This window comes from Vagococcus hydrophili, assembly GCF_011304195.1.
GTDB classification, from domain to species: Bacteria; Bacillota; Bacilli; order Lactobacillales; family Vagococcaceae; genus Vagococcus; species Vagococcus hydrophili.
Genome location: NZ_CP049887.1, coordinates 938,415 through 959,520, shown reverse-complemented (window position 1 = coordinate 959,520; position 21,106 = coordinate 938,415). Strand labels below are relative to the sequence as shown.

Sequence of the window (21,106 nt, the reverse complement as noted above, 5' to 3'; positions counted from 1 at the left end):
GGAGAAAGTAAATTATGGCGCTAAAAAGTCATCGATATTTTCAGGATCGTAAAGATAAGAGCCTTTCAACTTTTGATGAAGTAATTCCGCAATGGTTGTCTTTCCAGCTCCATATGCTCCGTTTATCTAGATAATCATGAAAATACCTTCTCCAACGTCTGACAAGGTACACCATCTTCATCATATACTTCTGAAACAGCTATATATCCCTGTTTCTCATAAAAAACTTTAGCCGTTAATTCTGAATGGATTTGAGCTTTTTTAAAGTTTTGTGAGATAGCATATTGTTCTAAAGCGTGGATAATTTTAGCACCTCGCTGTTGCCCTCGATACTCTTTTAACGTAGCAATTCGAGTGAAGCGACATAGTGTATCATCTTCTTTTAAAAGGCGACCTGTGGCAATGGGAAGCGCCTGATCGTAAATTACAGCGTAAACCGTCCCATCTATATCAGCATCATCAAACTCGTCGGCTAAACTAATCCCTCTTTCTAAAACAAAGACGCACATTCTAACGTAAAGCGCTGCGGCACGTTGCCAAGGGGCGTTATTAATAATTAATTCCATAATTTCTCTCCTTTGTATGAATGAACTTATCTTTCTTTAACATACGATTAAATTATAAAAAAATCAACTCTCATCATTGTGATAAACTAGAGATATCATAACAAAGATGAGGGGGAAGCAGTGTGGAATTAGTTATTCGAAAGATGAAAAAGTCAGATATATTAGCCATTAATCAGGGATTTATCAGACAGGAATGGGAAGCTCGAACTGAAATTTTAGAAAACTATTTACGTGAGCAAGAAAAAGGCAAGCGCCAAGTGTTAGTTGCCGAACTTGATAATCAAGTGGCGGGCTATTTAACGATTGTTTCAAAATCCAAGCAAGGTCCTTTTAAAGATCTTTACCCAGAAATTGTTGATTTTAATGTTTTTGAGAGATTTCAAAGAAAGAGTATCGGGCAAAAATTAATCAAACGGGCTGCTTATGAAGTGAGTTTTTCTACTGATATTTTGACGATTGGTGTTGGACTTCATTCAGGGTACGGTGCTGCTCAACGTCTTTATATTAAAAATGGTTATGTGCCAGATGGTTCAGGTATTTGGTACGAAAATCGTCAATTACAGAGGGGAGAAAGCTGCCTCAATAACGACGATTTAGTGTTGTATTTTTCTAAAAAATTGGTGTGATTTAAAGATAAGGATTTCCATATTTCTCACAAAAAGCATAATATCCCAAACGGAACATATCAACTTTTTTCTGAGCCTCTTCTTGAGTGAAACCAATCATCTCTAAAGTAAGTTCAGTGAAATCAAGAGCGGCTGTTCCGTTTGCAGTGACCAGTGTTTTATCTAAAACAGCTTGTTGTTCTAAAAATTGCTCCTTGTTCAGGTAATTTTCAAAGTCGTTCCAGAAGAATTGTGCGTTACCTGTATGGTTAAAGTGAGTTAATAAACCGTTTCTTGCTAGATAATCCACCGCACCACAAATAGCTGCGACTGGTTTTTTATGAGCAATATAGCGAGTCAGTAATTGAGTGATTTCTGGGTAATCAAGATGCCAAGAGTTACCTCCAATTAAAACAAGTAAGTCAAAATCATTCATCGGATTTTCCTTAGTAATTAATGTGTCTACTTGAGTAGTAAAACCACCAATAGAAGTGACTTTTTCTTGGATGGATAAAGTTGAAATTGCCCACCCTTCTTGAGCTAGCATACTAGAAAGATAACTACCTTCCCAATCAGCGTATTGATCTAGTAAAATAAAACCTACTTTTTTCATTATAATGACCTCCTGTAATTAAAGCTATTCTTGCATTATATCAGAACGTTCGTTCGCATGTCTAGTTTTTTTACGCCCAAAGTCGGAATGAAAATCCGTCTGCCGCCTTTTTAAAGTAGCTAGAAACCTCGTTATAATAGGTTTATCAAATAGAGATAAAGAACGGGGAATTTGAAATGAAAAAATTTATTTTTGGTTTAGTATTAGTTGGCGGAATTGTCGTAGGAGGACCGATTTTAGGATCGAAATTAACAGAAGGACAGGTTTCAACTCAAAATAATGATTTAGGCCAAGTTTTTGATCGCTTTAATGTAACGATTAAAAAGGAACCATCATATGTGGTGACGAATAGTAAATACGGAACAAAACAAGAGCCAGGTGGCTATTTATATACACAAAAGGCAATCAATGAAAGTGGAAAAAGCTATGATTTAACCTTTTATGCTCCTGGTGAACTAAGAGAGAATGCCATCCTTAAGTTAGATACGAAGGGTAGATTTGTAGAAACGTGGGAAGAAGTAAAAAAAGAAGATGTCCCTAAAAATGTTGTAGATAAATTATAATATGAAGTAAATGTAGAGAATGCTATGCCATTCTCTTTTTTGTATTCTCGCAAATTAACTCATTGAGGGATATAATAAAGAAACCAAGTAAAAATAGAGAGGATTGAAACAATGAAAAAATTTACAGTAGAACCAAGTTTTTTTGAAGTGTTTGAAGAGGCTCAATTTAATGTGCTAGTTTTAGAGGGAATAGATAACCGAGTAGGTGAGACAGAGGACGCTGCTTACTTGTCTTTATTAGCAGAAGGCGCTTTAGGAGCGAAAAAACATTTATCAGAAGAGAACTTTACAGATAATCAAGTGATTGCTGAATGGCGAGAAGCTTTCCGTCAATTTAAAACGAAAAAAGGTGCCCGATCTTCAATTGAAGCTTTACTTAAACGAGTGCATCAAGACCGAGTATTTATGCCGATTAATCCATTAGTTGATATCTACAATAGCGTTTCTTTAAAATATGCTGTGCCTTGTGGTGGTGAAGATATTGAGTCAATCATGGGTGATTTGAAATTAAAAAAAGCAACAGGAGGTGAATCCTTTTTACCATTAGGCGCAGAAGAAGATTCACCAGCCTTACCAGAAGAAATCATTTATGCAGATGATGAAGGGGCAATTTGTCGTTCGATGAACTGGCGTGAAGCACAGCGCACCATGTTAACAGAAAGTACAACTCAGGCGATTTTAGTGATTGAGTCAATCAATGCACATCAAAAAGAGCGCAGTGATTTGGCGATAGAAGAGCTGAAAGAATTGGTTGAAACGTATTTAAAAGTAGCCCCTAAATTGTACACAGTAAACAAAAATCAACCTACCATTATTATTAGTGAGTAATACAAAAGAGATAGCTAGTCAACATTTTGATTAGCTATCTCTTTTTAAATTTAGTCTATAAGAAGGATGAAATAATCCTGTTGGTTCATAATAAATAGGTTCAATAGGAATAAATCCTAATTTTAGTAATAAACCCTCAGATTCTGTATTCTCTGGATGATGGCCGGCAAATAAATAATCAATATTTTCTAGAGTTTTAGCATAAGCAATCACTTCTAAAGCAATTTCTTTTCCGTAGCCTTTACCCCAAACGTTTGGTAAGAGATGAAAACCGATTTCTAAAGTGTTTTCTTCGTAAGGTCGCAACCCAGCACAACCAATAAAGATAGCATCTTCCTTCGTAAAAATAGGCGCATATTGTAAGTGATGTTTTTTCCAGTTTGCCATTTCTAATGCTAACCGCTTTTCAATATCTTCAGTTGAAAAGATACCATCTTTAGCAATAAATCGTGTGACCTCTGTGTTCCCCAAAGCTTAAATGCTAAGGGGAAATCTTCTTTTGACCAATTAGAAAGAATTAACCGATCTGTTTCTAGCCATTTATTTTTCATGATGAGCCCTCCATAGTATTAAAAAAGAGGCTGACGTTACGTGAAGCTGCTGAAAAAATAGTAAAATAACAAAGATTCAAATTAGTGGATTTCTGAATCCTAAAATACTAGACTGAAAACGACGGTTTGTGGAGAATGGAGTACCTATTTCAAGATGTAAATAGTAGTAATGTGGTAGAAAAATAAAAGTCCCGATTTTCTTAATTGAAAATCGGGACTTTTTCAGCAGCCTCCATTACGTCAAACCTCTTTTGGTCTTGAGTCGAAAGATTTTGTAGTTGCTCAGAGCCAAGCGCCTTTTTGACCAGTTTATACTAAAAGACTATAACAGGAACACCAACATCAATCATGTCATATAATTTGGCACAGACACTTGGAGGTGTGTTAATACATCCATGAGAACCGACTGTTAAATGAGAGTCGCCACCATAGGCATCAGGATTTTGCCATGATGAATCATGAATACCAACACCAGTCCAATCAATTGGCATCCAAAAATCAACAGGACTTGGAACTTCACCACCACGTAAGATTTGATCTTTTTGTTTATTCCAAACATAGAACACGCCAGGTGGTGTTGGTGTACTTGGTTTACCAGTGATAACGGGTGTTTCAAGAGCTACAGCGCCATCTTTATAGTACCACATATGTTGGGCTTGTAGGTCGACTTCAATATATGTGTTTCCGATCAAAGTGCCACCAGGAGTGCCACTACCAACAGCAGCAGGTACGCGTCCGCTGAAGTCTTTTCCAGCTAGAATAGCTTCAGTTAATCCTTCCACTTCACTATCTGTTGCGATGGTCCAACTCAAAGCACCTGCAGGCACAGAGACTTCACCACGTTTAGTACTTTTGAACTTAGAAGCATTGGTACTTGTGTTATAAGTCGCACCTAACTCTTCTACGTATTTTCTAACCTCATCTTGTTTTAAATTGATTTTACCATCTTCGTAAATCACCCAAGAAGCAATCTTGTCTTTTGGAATCGCCACATCTTGTCCGTTAATGCTATATGACGCATTAATTTCAGCGATCTGGTTGATCGTATCCATTTCTTTTTTCAATGATTCATCCGTTGAAAGAATCGTTGGTTTAGCAATGTATTTCGTTAATTCAATTTCAGCCGCACCTTTTGTTAAATCAGCTTTTGCAGCGGCGATAAAGGCTTTTTCATCAATTGAATCTCCTTGAACTTCAGGAATAATTTGGAACTTGCCGTCTTTGTGTTCGACAGATGCGTTCGTTGTTTTTGTTCTTGACTTGTTAAAGGTTTCAAGTTCTTTATGAACAGCTGTTAGGGCTGTATCTACCGCTTTTTGGTTATAACCTTTAGAGATTAATTCACCTTTTTCTGGTGTCTTAAAGTAAGACATAAACCACAGCCAAGCGTTTTGGTTACTCATGGCTTTAGAAACCGTTTGATCCAAGTCGTATTCCATCCCTAAATCTTTCTTAGGAATGACTTTCCACTCTTTACCATCGTTTAGGACTTTGAAACTTTCAGCATCAACACTTTGTTGTAATTTTGCTTTGGCATCCTTTTCAGATAGTCCACTAATATCAGTATTACCAACAGTTGTTTTAGGTAAAAATTGATTTTGGAAACGAATGGATTGATAGCAATAGCCGATAACAAGGACTAGAACTAGCACTAGAGGAACCAATAGCCATTTTTTCTTGCTCATGTAAGAACTCCCTTACTACTTTTTTTGTAACAATATTGTAACATATAGGCAAATAAATACAAGCAGATTTGCTTGTGTTCATAAAGTATTAAGAAATAAGTAAATAAAAAAAGATTGAGGAGTTAACCACAATCTTTTATATTAATTAACAGCTCTGGAATCATTCGTTCCGAAATAATTTAGGGCTTCTTTTGGTTGGTTCAGTAGTCCGTCTACGGTTACAAAGTTATATCCTTGTTGGGTTAAATTGTCGATGATAGCCGGGACAGCGCTAATTGTTTCAGGGTAAATATCATGCATCAAAATAATTGAACCAGGACCAGTTGTTTGTGTGACTTGATTGATAATCATTTGCGTATTTTTACTTGACCAGTCTTTTGAATCCACTGACCACTCAATTAAGGGGCGATTAGCCACTTTAGCCACTAAGGCATTCGCAGCACCATAAGGCGGACGAATATATTTAAAAGGTTCTTTGAAGAGCGCCTTAGCTTTTTGATCCATATCGTTAACATCTTGTTTTAATGTTTGTTCATTCATTTGACTTAAGTTGTGATGGTACATGGAATGACTACCAATCACATGACCTTCATCTTTCATACGTTTCAATAAATCTTCATTACCAGCCATATTTTGACCAAGAATAAAGAATGTTGCTTTAATGCCTTTTTGACTAAGGATGTCGAGTAATTGACTGGTTGTTTCTCGTTTTGGTCCATCGTCAAAAGTTAGGGCAATGGAGCGCTCATTGACAACTTCTTTAGGCTGTTCTTCTTTAGTTGATTCAGTTTCAGTTGTTTGAGTCTCACTTATTTGTGTGGTGCTGGATGTTTCAGTCGTTTGTTTTTCAGAACTCTTTGAAGTAGCTAGAGAAACTTGTTTTTCTTGTTGTTGTTCAGCTTCATCAGCAAATGTTTTCCAGATAAAAGCACCGACTAAGCTTGTTTCTATTACTAAAAAGGCGATTAAGTATTTTATATATTTTTTCATAGGCCCCTCCTACCTAAATCGAACGATTTCTTTGAAAATTTACACGTTTTCAATTCTAACGGAGATAGCTTTTTTTTTCAATGACTATTAGTTAGTTGATTTTGTGATTTCAGGCTATTTTTACCCGAGTGACAGAGGTTAAAGATCCTTTTTTTGCGCCGATATTTACTAAAAAAGGAGGAATAAAAAAGAAGTTAACAAAAATCGTTAACTTCTAGATAATTATTTTGTTTCATCTAATTGTTTAAAAGCATCATCCATGATTTCTTTTAATTTTTTAGCTGAATAGTCAAATTTTTCTTGTTCAGCATCCGTTAAAGGAATCTCAATGACATCATGAATACCTGAACGGTTAACAACAGCTGGTGCACCAATAAAGATATCGTTTAAGCCGTAATGACCATCTAAATAAACAGAAAGTGGTAAAACAGCATTTTCATCATTTAAAATGGCTTTAGTAATTCGAGCGAGAGAAACGGCGATTCCATAGAAAGTTGCGCCTTTTTTCTCGATAATCGTGTAAGCTGCATCTCTTACTTTGAAGAATAAATTAACCAGTTCTTCTTCGTCTACGTTTGGATGATCCTTAATCCATTCATAAATTTGTAAGCCAGCAATATTAGCGTGAGACCAAACAGGAAATTCCGTGTCTCCGTGCTCTCCTAAAATATAACCATGAACATTTCTAGCATCAACGCCAACAAGTTCAGCGATTGCTTGACGATAACGAGCTGAATCAAGAGAAGTTCCACTACCAATGACTTTATGTTGTGGGAACCCTGAGAATTTCCATGTGGCATAAGTTAGGATATCAACAGGATTTGTAGCAACTAAGAAAATCCCATTAAAACCTGAGTCAACCACACTTTTCACAATGTTTTGGAAGATTTTTAGGTTCTTATTAACTAAATCAAGACGAGTTTCACCTGGCTTTTGTGCAGCACCCGCAGTTATCACAACGATATCAGCATTATGACAATCTGAGTAGTTTGCGGCATAGATTTTTTTAGGTGACGTGAAAGCAAGGGCGTGAGATAAATCAATCGCGTCTCCCTCAGCTTTGTTGGTATCAATATCAATAATACCGATTTCTTGGGCAATATTTTGAGTTACTAGGGCAAAGGTATAGCTTGAACCAACTGCGCCATTACCAATAACAATAATTTTTTGATGAGATGATACATGGTTTGTCATACAAAAATCTCCTTTGTATAGCTCTTATTTGGTGTCAATTATAACATTCAAAAAAATGAATGTCATTTTGAAAGCTTTGTGAAAAAACACAATATGGGAACAAGAGTTTAAATATTAGTCAATATTGATAGGGTTATGGAGGAATTATGGTATAATTAGTGAGAATCTGGGCACTTACACGTGTGCGGATATTTTCTTGTTAACTATATATCAATAAATAAATGGAGGAAATAACCATGAAATTAATCGTTGGTTTAGGTAATCCAGGTAGTAAATATCGTGGAACAAAACATAATATAGGCTTTATCACATTAGATGAGATTGCCTTTCAAGAAAAAGTAACCTTTAACAAACATCAATTTGAGGCAGATATTGCAGAGTTTTTCATTAACGGTGAAAAAATTATTTTAGCGAAACCTCAAACTTTTATGAACGAATCAGGACGCTCAGTTCGTCCGCTTATGACGTATTACAATATTTCAGAAGAGGATCTTTTAGTTATCTATGATGATTTAGACTTACCAATCGGTCGCATTCGTTTGCGCCAAAAGGGGAGTGCTGGCGGACATAACGGAATTAAGAGTTTAATTTCTCATCTTGGAACACAAGAGTTTAACCGAATTAAAGTCGGGATTGATCGTCCGAGAAGTGGGCAAGAAGTCGTGACTTATGTTTTGAGTACGTTTCCAAAAAATACACACGAGGACATGTTGAAAGCCGTTCAAGATTCGGCAGAAGCTGCCAATTATTGGGCGAGTGGTCATGACTTTGTGAATACGATGAACCATTACAATTCAAAAAAATAAGAAAGAAGGTAGACGATGTATTTAAATAAAGCATTAGTAAGTCGTCTCAATCAAAGTGAAAAAATAAAAGCATGGCAAGAACAACTTGTTAAAGAGTCATCACAGTTGATAACGGGATTAGCCGGTTCTGCCAAATCATTAACCATTGCGACATTACTTGCTAAGAAGAAAAAAGTGTTAGTAGTCACACCTAATTTGTACTACGCTAATAAATTAGTAGATGATTTACAACATATAATAGAAGAAAAATATCTACATTTCTTTCCAGTGGACGAGGTGACGGCGGTTGAGATGTCATTCTCTTCACCAGAAGCCCTATCTGATAGAATCAATGCCTTAAATTTTTTAGCTAGTAATAACCCAGGGATCATTGTGACTCCTTTAGCGGGCTTAAGACGGTTCTTACCCAATCCAAAAGTCTGGAAAGAACAAACAATACTGCTTGAAAAAGAGGGAGTTGTTGATTTAGCAACCCTTCCAGAAACCCTCGTTTTATTAGGCTATGAGCGACAACAAATGATTGGCAAACCTGGTGAGTTTAGTATTAGAGGAAGTATCATTGATATCTATCCTTTAACAAGTGACTATCCAGTTAGGGTCGATTTATTTGATGATGAAATCGAATCATTGCGTTTGTTTGATGCAGAGACACAGCGTTCAATGGAAGAGATTGATCAAATCATGATATCTCCTGCCATGGATACCCCTGTAACAAAAGAGCAACTCGTTCAAGGGGCGGGAAAGATGCAGGCCTTAATGGAGACAAAGCTTTCCTTAATGGCACCAAGTGAAGAAAAACAACAAGTCGCTGCTTATTTTGAGACGATTATCAGTGAGTGGAGTCAAGGACATCCTACAGAGGAAGTTAAAATCTATGGTGATTTATTATTTGATAAAAAACACTATTTAACGAATTATTTGAAACCATCAGATTTTATTATGGTGGATGATTATAGCCGAATGGTTGAAAGTGAACGAGAAATTCTCAGAGAAGAAGGGGAATGGATCACGCTTAAACTAGAAGAAGGTGTTTTCTTTGAAGAAGATACTTTAGGTGGGGATTTTAGAGGGATTTTAAAAGACGCTAAACAAGGGAAGACTTATTTTTCTTTATTCCAAAAAGGTATGGGAAATTTACGTTTTTCAAGTATCCATCCTTTTGAATACCGCACAATGCAACAATTCTTTGGACAAATGCCATTATTAAAAACGGAAATGGATCGTTGGAAAAAACAAAAACAAAGTGTGGTTATTTTTGCTGAAAACGAAGAAAGAACGCAAAAAGTGGAAGCCTTACTCATGGACTTTGAAATCTCAGCAGTTGTGAATAATAGTAATAAACTACTCCCTGAAACAATTCAAATTCAAACAGGGTCTCTTGCGTCAGGATTTGAACTTCCTGAAGAAAAGTTAGTGGTATTAGTCGAAAAAGAGATTTTACATACCCAAACGAAAAAAAGAGCTAGAAAGCAAACTATCTCTAATGCGGAGCGTCTGAAAAGCTACAATGAATTAAAACCTGGGGATTACGTGGTTCACGCTAATCACGGGATTGGTAAATATATCGGGATGGAAACCTTGCTTAGTGGCGGTGTCCATCAAGATTACATGACCATCCTATATAAAAATAATGACAAGCTATTTATCCCAGTCACACAACTTGATTTAATTCAAAAATATGTGGCGTCAGAGTCTAAAACACCACGAGTCAATAAATTAGGTGGTAGTGAATGGGTTAAAACTAAAAGCAAGGTGTCGGCTAAAGTTGAAGACATTGCGGATGATTTAATTCAGTTATACGCTGAACGTGAAGCGCAAAAAGGCTATGCTTTTGCGCCAGATGATGATTATCAAATGGAATTTGAAGGGAATTTCCCGTATTCAGAAACAGATGATCAACTAAGAAGTATTCAAGAAATTAAGCAAGATATGGAAAAAGAGCGCCCAATGGACCGACTACTTGTGGGAGATGTGGGTTATGGTAAAACGGAAGTGGCTATTAGAGCGGCGTTTAAAGCAGTTCGAGATGGTAAGCAAGTAGCGATTTTAGTGCCGACAACCATTTTAGCCCAACAGCATTATGAAACCATGCGCGATCGTTTCGCTAATTTTCCTGTAAACGTTGGCTTGATGAGCCGTTTTAGAACCAAAAAACAACAAAATGAAACGGCGGATAAATTGAAAAAAGGACAGATTGATATAGTCGTTGGAACCCACCGTATTTTATCAAAAGACATTGAATTTATGGATATTGGCTTATTGATTGTGGATGAGGAACAACGTTTTGGGGTGAAACATAAAGAACGCCTGAAACAATTAAAATCTCAAGTAGATGTGTTAACTCTAACAGCCACACCGATTCCAAGAACTTTGCATATGTCCATGTTAGGTGTGCGTGATTTATCAGTTATCGAAACACCACCGGCTAACCGTTACCCTGTTCAAACCTATGTTATGGAGAAAAATCCAGGTGCGATTAGAGAAGCTTGCGAGCGAGAAATTGCTCGTGGGGGCAGATATTTTATCTGTACAACCGAGTGGATACGATTGAACAAAAAGTCGAAGAGCTCCGTGCGTTAGTACCAGATGCGAGAATCAGTTACGCTCATGGTCAAATGACAGAAGTTCAACTTGAAAATGTCTTAATGGAATTTATCAATGGGGATTACGATATTTTAGTGACAACGACAATCATTGAAACTGGGGTGGATATTCCTAATGTGAATACCTTATTTGTTGAAAATGCGGATCATATGGGCTTATCTCAGTTGTACCAATTAAGAGGTCGTGTCGGTCGTAGTAACCGAGTGGCCTATGCTTACTTTATGTATGAGCCTCAAAAAATATTGAATGAAATTAGTGAAAAAAGGCTTCAAGCGATTAAAGATTTTACGGAACTTGGGTCAGGATTTAAAATTGCTATGCGGGATTTATCTATTCGTGGAGCAGGTAATCTCTTAGGCTCACAACAACATGGGTTTATTGATTCAGTTGGTTTTGATATGTATACCCAAATGTTAACGGAAGCAGTGAACCGTAAACAAGGAACAGAAAGTAAAGATATCAAGACAGTGACCGAGATTGATTTAAGTATTGATGCGTACATCCCAACTGATTATATAGAAGATGAACGCCAAAAAATCGAAATCTATAAACGAATTAGACAACTGGATAATCAAGAGATGTTTGATGAATTGGAAGCTGATTTATTGGACCGCTTTGGTGAGTATCCTGATCAAGTAGCCAATCTTCTAACAGTGGGTCTAATTAAGATGAATAGTGATTTTGCTTTAGTTGAAAAAATTAAAAAGAATCAGATGTCTGTTCAGGTTTGTTTATCTAAAGAAGGTACACACGCTTATAATATTGAACAAATTTTTAAAGCTTTATCAGCAACAACTCTTAAAGCAGAACTTAATTCTGACGAAAAATTAATTGTGGAATTAAAATTAAATAAACAGATGTCTGAAGTGGTTTGGTTACAAGAGTTATCTCAATTTATTGCGGCCTTAAGAAAAGAAAAATACGTAAAAAAAGAGAAGAAAGATAGCGAATAGGTGGATCTTATGGAAGATAAAACAATCGAAAAAAGCATGATGCAAGGCGCTGTTGTCCTTGTAGTGACTTCTTTTATTGTTAAAATATTAAGTGCGGTCTACCGAGTCCCTTTTCAAAATTTAGTTGGAGACGAAGGATTCTATGTGTATCAACAAGTGTATCCAATTTACGGGATTGCCATGACCTTGTCTTTATCTGGTTTACCTGTGTATCTGTCTAAATTACTAGCAGCAAAAGAAACGAAGGAAGAGCAAACCAAAGTGGTTGATTATTTCTTCTTGATTGTGAGTCTATTATCCATCGTTGGCTTTGTCATTTTATACTTTGGATCGTATCTTTTATCTCATGCTATGGGTGACACGGAATTAGCGCCGTTAATTCGAATGGTCTCCTTTATGTTTCTGTTAGTGCCCTTTTTGTCGACCTATCGAGGTTTTTATCAAGGGAAGATGGAGATGAAACCGACAGCTTTTTCTCAATTAGTAGAACAAGGAAGTCGGGTCATTGTCATTTTAGCTGCCGGCTATCTATTTCTAGTGAATGACTGGTCTGTTTATAAAATGGGAACAATCGCAACGGCTGGGGCTTTAGTGGGTGGACTAAGCGCCCTACTTATTCTATTTAGCTATGGAAGGAAAAATAAAAGTGCCCCGAAACTCGCAAGACGAGAGTTAGCAGGGTTTAAACATTTTTCAAAACGGTTGATTATAGAGGGCGGCACACTTTGTTTTTTTAGTGCGTATCTCGTCATTTTTCAGTTAGTAGACTCATTTACGGTGAAGCAGTACTTAGTATTTAACGGGTTTGATGAAACCAGTGCAAAGATTGCTAAAGGTATTTTTGACCGAGGGCAACCTTTAGTTCAGCTAGGATTGGTTGTAGCGATTAGTATGACAGCCACATTCCTACCAACATTGACTAAATATTATGTCACGCGCCAACATCAAAAGTACCAAGAAACGGTTCAATCTTACTTGAAAGTTTCAGCAGCAATCGCCAGTGCGGCTTCTGTAGGGTTAGCCTTAGTTTTACCTTATACTAATAAAGCGTTATTTAGTGACAACAGTGGTGAGATGACCCTGGTTTTATTCATGTTTTCAATTTTCTTTGTTTCTATGATTCAGAGTTATCAAACTATTTATCAAAGTCAAAGCTTGATGCGTTATCAATTTGTGGCAGCATTACTGGGCTTGTTTACAAAAATTATTTTTACGCCCACATTAACCTATTATTTCAACACAGAAGGTGCTAGTATTAGTACTATACTAGGTCTTGGTGTTTGTTTTCTTGTCATGCATCAGTATTTAATTAGGCAACAAAACAAGATTAAATTATCCAAGGAATACATTAGTAAGTTAATCATCAGCTTAAGTCTAATGAGCGGTATTTTATTATGTTATCGTTTTGTTCTTGAGCAGATGAATTGGTCAGAGTACGGCAGATTTGCTAGTTTGATGATGACTCTGATTGGTGTAGTCATCGGTTTTTCGGTTTACATGGCGTGTGTGATTCAAAGTCGTTTGTTTACCAAAAATGAATGGGAAATGTTACCCTTTGGAAAGAAAGTTATCAACTATTTTTATTAGATGAGGTGAAAAATATGCGTTTAGATAAATATTTAAAAGTATCACGAATTATTAAAAGAAGAACAGTTGCGAAGGAAATTGCAGATAAAGGACGTATTCAAGTAAATGGTCAAATTGCAAAATCTTCAACATCTGTTAAAGTTGGGGACTTAATCAAGATTTTATTTGGTAATAAGACCTTAGAAGTTCGTGTTTTGGATTTAAAAGATACAACAAAAAAAGATGAAGCCAAAGATTTGTATGAAATTGTGAGTGAAACACGAGAAACAAGCTACGAAAGTTTAGATTAGCATTAGACATTAAGAACATGGCTTGGTATAATATAGGCATCTTTAATTAAAAGAATGGAGTTCTAGAAAGAATGAAGAAAGACCGTAAATTATTAGAATACAGTAAAGATAAAAGTCAGGGTCTGAGCTTGAAGTCTATGCAAAAAGACCAACGTACGATGATTTTCAGACGCCGTAGATTAGGAATTATGTTCGCTTCTGCCCTTTTAGTGTTTTCATTAATTGGTTTTAATCTTTTTAGAAATAGCCAGCATTTGTTGACCTTAAAAGAAAGTCGCGGTCAAGTAGAAAAAGAGTACAAAACAGTTGCAAAAGACCAAAAAAATCTCAAACGTGAAGTGGATTTACTAAATGATACTGAGTACGTTGAGAAAATAGCTCGAGCAAAATATTTTTACTCAAAAGAGGGAGAACAAGTTTACAGTATCCCGGATTTAAATAGCTCTACCCAAACTAGTGGTAACAAATAATAATAAATATTTTTGAAGGCTCAAGGAGGAAATAATTTTTTATGTCAATTGAAGTAGGGGTAAAATTACCTGGAAAAGTTTCAGGAATTACCAATTTTGGTGCATTCGTTGATTTGGGAGAAGGCAAAACAGGGTTGGTTCACATTAGTGAAGTATCAAATAGTTTTGTAAAAGACATCAACGATGTTTTAACTGTCGGTGATGAAGTAGAAGTAAAAGTAATGTCTATTGGAGACGATGGAAAGATTGGTTTGTCAATCAAACGTGCAAACGAAGAGGAACGTCCTGTTAGAGAACGTGCGCCTAAAAAAGATTTTTCTAAACGTCCAAATAACAATTACAATCGCTCTGACCGACCTGAGAGATCAAACAACAATAGTAACTATGGCCGTAAACCAGCAGCGCAAGCTCCAAAGAAAGAAGGCTTCGATAACTTGATGACCTCATTCTTAAAAGATAGCGATGAAAGATTAACTTCTATTAAACGTAATACTGAAGGTAAACGTGGCGGCCGTGGCGGTCGACGTAGTTAATAATAGAAAGACTGACTAATTGTCAGTCTTTTTATTTTTAATACTCTTAAGGGGTTAAAGGATGTGGAAAGATGTTAGAAAAGAAACTACTTAAAGAGGTAAAAGAAAATCAGTGGTGGAAAAAGGAAGAAAAAATACTAGTAGGTGTTTCTGGTGGGGTAGATTCAATGGTTCTACTTGATTTATTACTAAATTTACCAGCAGAATACCGTCCTAAGGTCCATGTGGCACATATTAATCATCAATTAAGAGAAATTTCTGATGAAGAAGAAGCGTTTGTGATGCAATATTGCTTGAATCATCAGGTTCCTGTGTTTACAACGACTTGGTCTGAGGGAAAAGAAATTACCAGTAACATAGAACAAGCAGCCAGAGATATAAGGTATCTTTTTTTTCATGAGATCATGGGAAAAAAAGGGATTAATAAATTAGTGACAGCCCACCACAGAAATGATCAAGTTGAAACTATTTTAATGCGCCTTTTAAATGGAAATAGCCTGCAATCTTTAACAGGGATTCAACAGGTTCGCGCCTTTGGGAATGGGGAAATCATCCGTCCTTTACTTTTGCAGAAAAAGGATTGGCTATATGAGTATGCTATAGAGCGGGATATTCCCTACTATGAGGATGAGAGTAATAAGGATTTAACCTATATGAGAAACCGCTTGAGAACTAAAATAATTCCTGATTTGAAGGCGGAAAACTCGCGTGTTGAGGAACATTTGTTGTGGTTTAGAGACGATTTACACATTAGTTTAGCTCTTATTGAAGAAGTGGTTCGTCCAAAATATGAGGCGTGTGTTTGTTTTTTAGGCAATGCGTTTAAAATTGATGTTGAATTATTCATGAGTTATTCATCAAAAGAACAACATTTTATTTTAAATTATTTATCAGAGGCTTTTCAGAAAGAGAAGGACGTAAGTTTAAGTCGGAGACAGCAACAACAAATCTGGCAAAATTTATTAAGTGAGCGTCCTAATTTTGATTATCCTCTTAAAGAGCAGTGGTATTTTAAGAAGGACTATCAGCAGGCGTTGATCTATTTAAAAAATAAGCCATCTGAGGTCAAAGATTCTTTTAACGTGTCACTTAATGAAGGGAAATATTTATCTAAGGAAGAATGGTTTGGTTTTTTTGAGGTAGATAAATACTGTATCCCACAAGAAATTACTTCTTGGGACAAACATGAGATGACTTTTTCAGAACTATTAAGTGAGACAATAACTGTTAGAAAAAGACTGCCTGGTGATCGTTTGATATTGAACGAGAAGGGGCAAAAAAAGAAAATTTCCCGTTACTTTATTGACGAAAAAATAGCTACTGCTAAAAGAGATTCGGCTTGGGTGGTTAAAGACCAAGAAGATATTGTTAAATGGTTGCTTCCTTTTAGGGAAAGTTATTTGAGTATTCGAGATGAAACTGCTAAAATACAGTATAAGCTTGTCTACTATTATAAAAAAGACAAGTAAGTTTGGAAGGAGATCCTGATGTTAGAAAGAGATATAGAAAAAACATTTTATTCACAAGAACAAATCCAAGATCGCATAAAAGTTTTAGGTGCGGCAATTAGTAATGATTATGCGGATAAAAATCCACTTGTAGTTGGCGTTTTAAAAGGCGCTGTTCCATTTTTAGCTGACCTAGTTCGTTCAATGAATATTCATATGGAAATGGATTTCATGGATGTGTCTAGTTATGGTAATGCGACAGTATCCTCAGGAGAAGTTCGTATTTTAAAAGATTTAAGTACAGTTGTTGAGGGACGTCATATTATTATTGTTGAAGATATCATTGATAGCGGTCGTACTTTAAGATATTTAGTTGATTTATTATTACACCGTAAAGCAGCTTCAGTAAAAATCGTAACAATGCTTGATAAACCAGAAGGCCGTGTTGTAGACATGGAAGCTGATTACATTGGCTTTGAAGTGCCTAATGAATTTGTTGTAGGTTATGGTTTAGACTACGCAGAAGACTACCGTAACTTACCATATATCGGTGTTTTAAAACCTGAGATTTATGAAAATAATTAATATCACGAGGTCTTTTTTTGTGATATAATTGCCACTTAGCAATTAAAAACTTAAAACTAAATATATAAGGAGGCCATGTATGAATAATAAGAAGAATTCAGGGATGAAAAATTCACTTTATTATATCATTGTTTTCTTATCAATGATTATGATCGTGTATTTCTTCTTTGGAAAAGGTGGAGACCAATCCCCTAACATTAATTATTCGACATTTTACGAGCAGTTAAAAGATCAAAAAGTTAAAGAATTCTCAGTTCAACCATCTAATGGTGTTTATAAAATAACTGGTGAATATTTCGAAGAACAAAAAGTAACAGATGCAGGCGGCTTGCCGGTATTTGGTAAATCTAAAGTCAAATCAACAAAATTTACAACAACTGTCTTACCTAATGACTCAACTATGAGTGATATTAGTAAAGCAGCAAGAGATTCAAAATCAAAATTTGACATTAAAGAGCAATCAAGTAGCGGTATCTGGGTTCAGTTGTTATTTAGTTTCTTACCATTAATCTTCATGGTGTTCTTGATTTACATGATGATGGGTCAAGGTGGCCAAGGCGGCGGCAATGGTCGTGTCATGAATTTTGGTAAAACAAAAACAAAAGAAGCTGATAAAAAATCAATCACGGTTCGTTTTTCTGACGTAGCTGGTGCTGAAGAAGAAAAACAAGAATTAGTAGAAGTGGTTGAGTTCTTAAAAGATCCTCGTCGTTTCGCTGAGTTAGGCGCTCGTATTCCTGCTGGTGTTCTCTTAGAGGGACCTCCAGGGACAGGTAAAACATTATTAGCTAAAGCAGTAGCTGGAGAAGCTGGCGTACCATTCTTCTCAATTTCAGGTTCTGACTTTGTTGAAATGTTTGTCGGTGTTGGTGCAAGTCGTGTTCGTGATTTATTCGAAAATGCGAAGAAAACAGCGCCAGCGATTATCTTTATTGATGAGATTGATGCAGTCGGTCGTCAACGTGGTGCTGGTATGGGTGGAGGACACGATGAGCGTGAACAAACACTTAACCAATTACTAGTTGAGATGGATGGATTTGGTGGTAATGAAGGAGTTATCGTGATTGCAGCGACTAACCGTTCTGACGTACTCGATCCAGCGTTACTTCGTCCAGGTCGTTTTGACCGTCAAATTTTAGTTGGCGTTCCAGATGTTAAAGGTCGTGAGCAAATCTTAAAAGTTCACTCACGTAACAAACCTTTTGCAGATGACGTTGATTTAAAAGTTGTGGCGCAACAAACACCAGGTTTTGCAGGTGCTGATTTAGAGAACGTTCTAAATGAGGCTGCATTAGTAGCGGCTCGTCGTAACAAGAAGAAAATCGATGCAACGGATATTGATGAAGCGCAAGACCGCGTCATTGCTGGTCCTGCTAAGAAAAACAAAGTGATTAGTAAACGTCAACGTGAAATGGTAGCTTACCATGAAGCGGGACACACAATCTGTGGGTTAGTCCTAGATGATGCTAATATCGTCCATAAAGTAACAATCGTTCCTCGTGGACGTGCTGGTGGCTATATGATTTCTTTACCTAAAGAAGATCAATTCTTAATCACTAAAAATGAAATGTTTGAACGCATTGTTGGTCTTTTAGGTGGACGCGTTGCTGAAGAAATCGTCTTCGGTGTTCAATCAACAGGAGCAAGTAATGACTTTGAACAAGCAACAAGTTTAGCTCGTTCAATGGTTACTGAGTACGGTATGAGTGATTTACTTGGACCTGTTCAATATGAAGGAAACCATCAAGTCTTTGTTGGTCGTGACTACGGTCAAACCAAAGCTTATTCAGAACAAGTGGCTTTCCAAATTGATGAGGAAGTACGCAGTATCTTAAAACGTGGACATGCTAAAGCTGTTGAAATTATTGAAGCTCACCGTGAGCAACATAAATTAATTGCTGAATCATTGTTAGAGTTTGAAACGTTAAACGCAAAAGAAATTACTTCATTGTTTGAAGACGGTGTGATGCCATCTAAAGAACAATCTGAAGAATTTCCAAGTGAAAAAGATGGTTCTTTTGAAGAAGCCAAAGAAGCGTTAGAAAGAAAAGACGCTGACAAGCAACAGGAAGAATCTAAAGAGTCACAAGGCTTACCAGATGGTGAAGTGATGGAGCCAGAAGATAAGTAAAATCGTTTTGAAGATTTAATTAAATAAGTTATGATAAGTGGGATATACGAAAGTGTAGCCCACTTTTCTATTGTAGAAAGACTTATATAAAGTAAAGGAAGAATGGATATGACAGATTATTTAGTAAAAGCATTGGCTTTTAATGGCGAGATTCGTGCGATGGCAGTTAGAACAACAGGTGTCGTAACAGAAGCCCAAGAATTACATGATACTTGGCGCGCGGCAACCGCAGCTTTAGGTCGTACATTAACAGGAACTCTGCTTCTTGGTGCGATGCACAAAAACGATGAGAAACTAACAGTGAAAATTCAAGCAGACGGACCTCTAGGGGCAATTGTTGTGGATACAGACAGTAACGGAAATGTTAAAGGGTACGTTCAAAACCCAGAAGTTAATTTAGCGCCTAATGCTTTAGGAAAAATTGACGTACGTGGTGCGGTTGGTACAAACGGAACTTTCAGCGTGGTAAAAGATTTAGGACTTAAAGAAGCTATTACAGGTCAAGTACCGATTGTATCAGGTGAAATTGCTGAAGATTTTACTTATTACTTAGCAAATTCAGAGCAAGTACCATCAGCAGTCGGTTTAAGTGTTTTAGTCGACAATACAGCAGATGATTGTGTTAAAGCAGCGGGTGGTTTCATGATTCAAGTGATGCCTGGAGCGAGCGAAGCAACATTAGTTGAAATCGAAAGAAGATTAGCGGATATTCCCCAAGTATCTACATTACTAGATGAAGGTGAAACGCCAGAAAAAATCTTAGAACGCTTATTAGGTGAAGAAAATGTTGAGATTTTAGAGACAACACCTGTTCAGTTCCATTGTGATTGTTCCAAAGAACGTTTTGCTTCAGCAATCATCACATTAGGTGAAAGTGAATTAACGCAAATGATTGAAGAAGATGAAGGGGCAGAAGCTGTTTGTCACTTCTGTGGTAAAAAATACAATTATGACGCAGCTGAATTAACCGTCTTAAGAGATGAAGCCATTAAATAAGGAGGAACGCGACTAGTGTGGAAAATAGGCAATGTTGAAATACCTAATCGTGTGGTTGTCGCTCCAATGGCTGGTATTAGTAATTCGGCCTTTAGATTAACTGTAAAAGAATTTGGCGCAGGCTTAGTCGTTTGCGAGATGATTAGTGATAAAGGGATTCAACAAAGAAACAAGAAAACATTAGATATGTTACATATCGAAGAAGAAGAGCACCCGTTAAGTTTACAAATATTCGGTGGCAATAAAGAAAATTTAGTCGAAGCAGCTCAATTTGTAGAAGCTAACACAACAGCAGATATTATTGATATTAACATGGGATGTCCTGTAAGTAAGATTATCAAGGCTGAAGCGGGAGCTAGATGGCTGCTTGATCCAAATAAAGTTTATGAAATGGTGGAAGCTGTCTCAAGTGCGGTTAATATTCCTGTGACAGTGAAAATGCGTATCGGCTGGGATGACGAGCATGTCTTTGCAGTCGAAAATGCGAAAGCTGCCCAAGCAGCAGGTGCTTCAGCAGTTGCGATGCATGGTCGAACAAGAGTCCAAATGTATGAAGGCAAAGCAAACTGGGATGTTTTAAAAGAAGTGAAACAACATTTAACGATTCCTTTTATGGGGAATGGAGACGTGAGAACTCCAGAAGATGCTAAACGTATGCTGGATTATGTCGGTTGTGATGGTGTGATGATTGGGCGTGCTGCTTTAGGCAATCCTTGGATGATTTACCGAACGAAACATTACCTTGAAACAGGTGAGTTATTAGAAGAGCCGTCACCTACAGAAAAAATAGCTACGGCGAAACTCCATTTAGATCGCTTGGTTAAATTAAAAGGTGAGAAAATCGCTTCACTAGAATTTCGTCAACATGCAGCCTATTATTTAAAAGGCGCACCAAGAGCAGCTAAAGCAAAATTAGCAATCAATAAAGCGCAAACGCAACAAGAAATGAACGATATTTTAGATGAGTATGTGGCAAATTTAATTGCAAAAGGACTTGCATGTTAATAATTCAGACAAAAAGGCAAATTGACTTGCCTTTTTTTCGTTTTTTGTGGCATTATAGTAGGGAGCAGATTGTCAAAAAAATAGTCTATAGGAGGAAGTAACG

General features: G+C 36.7%; 19 protein-coding genes and 2 pseudogenes. 14 read left to right on the top strand and 7 right to left on the bottom strand.

What is annotated here, in order from left to right; all coding sequences use genetic code 11:
* Window positions 1–21 precede the first annotated feature (21 nt).
* Both G7082_RS15180 and G7082_RS04670 read right to left on the bottom strand, forming a co-directional pair.
* Window positions 22–126, bottom strand: a pseudogene (locus G7082_RS15180) (adenylyl-sulfate kinase); the annotation flags it as partial.
* 8 nt (window positions 127–134) lie between these two features.
* Window positions 135–569 carry a GNAT family N-acetyltransferase gene (locus tag G7082_RS04670; protein ID WP_420825028.1) on the bottom strand — a complete coding sequence of 145 codons (435 nt, stop codon included), beginning with the start codon at window positions 567–569 and terminating at the stop codon, window positions 135–137.
* A gap of 119 nt (window positions 570–688) precedes the next feature.
* Here G7082_RS04670 and G7082_RS04665 point away from each other — a divergent pair, with 119 nt between their 5' ends.
* Window positions 689–1,192: a GNAT family N-acetyltransferase gene (locus tag G7082_RS04665; protein WP_202983132.1), complete on the top strand. Its 504-nt coding sequence runs from the start codon at window positions 689–691 to the stop codon at window positions 1,190–1,192.
* A gap of 1 nt (window position 1,193) precedes the next feature.
* Here the strand turns inward: G7082_RS04665 and G7082_RS04660 are convergent, their stop codons facing one another.
* The gene (locus G7082_RS04660) at window positions 1,194–1,784 is read right to left on the bottom strand and encodes a DJ-1/PfpI family protein (protein WP_166034041.1); all 591 of its coding nucleotides are present in this window, start codon (window positions 1,782–1,784) and stop codon (window positions 1,194–1,196) included.
* A 176-nt stretch (window positions 1,785–1,960) separates the two neighbouring features.
* On the opposite strand from G7082_RS04660, the gene G7082_RS04655 reads away from it, so the two are divergent.
* The gene (locus tag G7082_RS04655) at window positions 1,961–2,347 is read left to right on the top strand and encodes a YxeA family protein (RefSeq protein ID WP_166034040.1); all 387 of its coding nucleotides are present in this window, start codon (window positions 1,961–1,963) and stop codon (window positions 2,345–2,347) included.
* Window positions 2,348–2,458: 111 nt separating this feature from the next.
* Window positions 2,459–3,175, top strand: a complete 717-nt coding sequence (locus G7082_RS04650) for a B3/B4 domain-containing protein (RefSeq protein WP_166034039.1) — start codon at window positions 2,459–2,461, stop codon at window positions 3,173–3,175.
* A 30-nt stretch (window positions 3,176–3,205) separates the two neighbouring features.
* Here G7082_RS04650 and G7082_RS04645 read toward each other — a convergent pair whose 3' ends face one another.
* The 4 genes from G7082_RS04645 to G7082_RS04630 form a co-directional block, all read right to left on the bottom strand.
* Window positions 3,206–3,646: a GNAT family N-acetyltransferase gene (locus G7082_RS04645; protein WP_238842694.1), complete on the bottom strand. Its 441-nt coding sequence runs from the start codon at window positions 3,644–3,646 to the stop codon at window positions 3,206–3,208.
* A gap of 394 nt (window positions 3,647–4,040) precedes the next feature.
* The gene (locus G7082_RS04640) at window positions 4,041–5,411 is read right to left on the bottom strand and encodes a L,D-transpeptidase family protein (protein ID WP_166034038.1); all 1,371 of its coding nucleotides are present in this window, start codon (window positions 5,409–5,411) and stop codon (window positions 4,041–4,043) included.
* A 141-nt stretch (window positions 5,412–5,552) separates the two neighbouring features.
* Entirely contained in the window at window positions 5,553–6,401 is an 849-nt protein-coding gene (locus tag G7082_RS04635) for a polysaccharide deacetylase family protein (protein WP_166034037.1), read from the bottom strand.
* A 222-nt stretch (window positions 6,402–6,623) separates the two neighbouring features.
* Window positions 6,624–7,595: an L-lactate dehydrogenase gene (locus G7082_RS04630; RefSeq protein ID WP_166034036.1), complete on the bottom strand. Its 972-nt coding sequence runs from the start codon at window positions 7,593–7,595 to the stop codon at window positions 6,624–6,626.
* A gap of 236 nt (window positions 7,596–7,831) precedes the next feature.
* Between G7082_RS04630 and pth the strand changes: the two genes are divergently transcribed.
* The 11 genes and pseudogenes from pth to dusB all read left to right on the top strand — a co-directional run bounded on the left by pth (window position 7,832) and on the right by dusB (window position 21,003).
* Window positions 7,832–8,401 (top strand): aminoacyl-tRNA hydrolase, encoded by a 570-nt coding sequence (gene pth, locus G7082_RS04625; protein WP_166034035.1) that lies wholly within the window; start codon window positions 7,832–7,834, stop codon window positions 8,399–8,401.
* Between the two features lie 15 nt (window positions 8,402–8,416).
* A pseudogene (mfd, locus tag G7082_RS04620) lies at window positions 8,417–11,958 on the top strand (transcription-repair coupling factor).
* A gap of 9 nt (window positions 11,959–11,967) precedes the next feature.
* Window positions 11,968–13,545 (top strand): putative polysaccharide biosynthesis protein, encoded by a 1,578-nt coding sequence (locus tag G7082_RS04615; protein ID WP_166034034.1) that lies wholly within the window; start codon window positions 11,968–11,970, stop codon window positions 13,543–13,545.
* Between the two features lie 14 nt (window positions 13,546–13,559).
* Entirely contained in the window at window positions 13,560–13,835 is a 276-nt protein-coding gene (locus tag G7082_RS04610) for an RNA-binding S4 domain-containing protein (RefSeq protein WP_166034033.1), read from the top strand.
* A 71-nt stretch (window positions 13,836–13,906) separates the two neighbouring features.
* Complete coding sequence (locus tag G7082_RS04605; RefSeq protein WP_166034032.1) at window positions 13,907–14,305, top strand: FtsB family cell division protein; 399 nt, start codon at window positions 13,907–13,909, stop codon at window positions 14,303–14,305.
* Between the two features lie 41 nt (window positions 14,306–14,346).
* A complete protein-coding gene (locus G7082_RS04600; RefSeq protein WP_166034031.1) occupies window positions 14,347–14,838 on the top strand; it encodes a S1 domain-containing RNA-binding protein in 492 nt (163 codons plus the stop codon).
* Between the two features lie 71 nt (window positions 14,839–14,909).
* Window positions 14,910–16,307 (top strand): tRNA lysidine(34) synthetase TilS, encoded by a 1,398-nt coding sequence (gene tilS, locus G7082_RS04595; RefSeq protein ID WP_166034030.1) that lies wholly within the window; start codon window positions 14,910–14,912, stop codon window positions 16,305–16,307.
* An 18-nt stretch (window positions 16,308–16,325) separates the two neighbouring features.
* Complete coding sequence (gene hpt, locus G7082_RS04590; RefSeq protein ID WP_166034029.1) at window positions 16,326–16,871, top strand: hypoxanthine phosphoribosyltransferase; 546 nt, start codon at window positions 16,326–16,328, stop codon at window positions 16,869–16,871.
* Between the two features lie 79 nt (window positions 16,872–16,950).
* Window positions 16,951–19,002 (top strand): ATP-dependent zinc metalloprotease FtsH, encoded by a 2,052-nt coding sequence (gene ftsH / locus G7082_RS04585; RefSeq protein WP_166034028.1) that lies wholly within the window; start codon window positions 16,951–16,953, stop codon window positions 19,000–19,002.
* Between the two features lie 108 nt (window positions 19,003–19,110).
* Window positions 19,111–19,998, top strand: a complete 888-nt coding sequence (gene hslO / locus G7082_RS04580) for an Hsp33 family molecular chaperone HslO (RefSeq protein WP_166034027.1) — start codon at window positions 19,111–19,113, stop codon at window positions 19,996–19,998.
* Window positions 19,999–20,013: 15 nt separating this feature from the next.
* Window positions 20,014–21,003 carry a tRNA dihydrouridine synthase DusB gene (gene dusB, locus G7082_RS04575; protein ID WP_166034026.1) on the top strand — a complete coding sequence of 330 codons (990 nt, stop codon included), beginning with the start codon at window positions 20,014–20,016 and terminating at the stop codon, window positions 21,001–21,003.
* Window positions 21,004–21,106 lie beyond the last annotated feature (103 nt).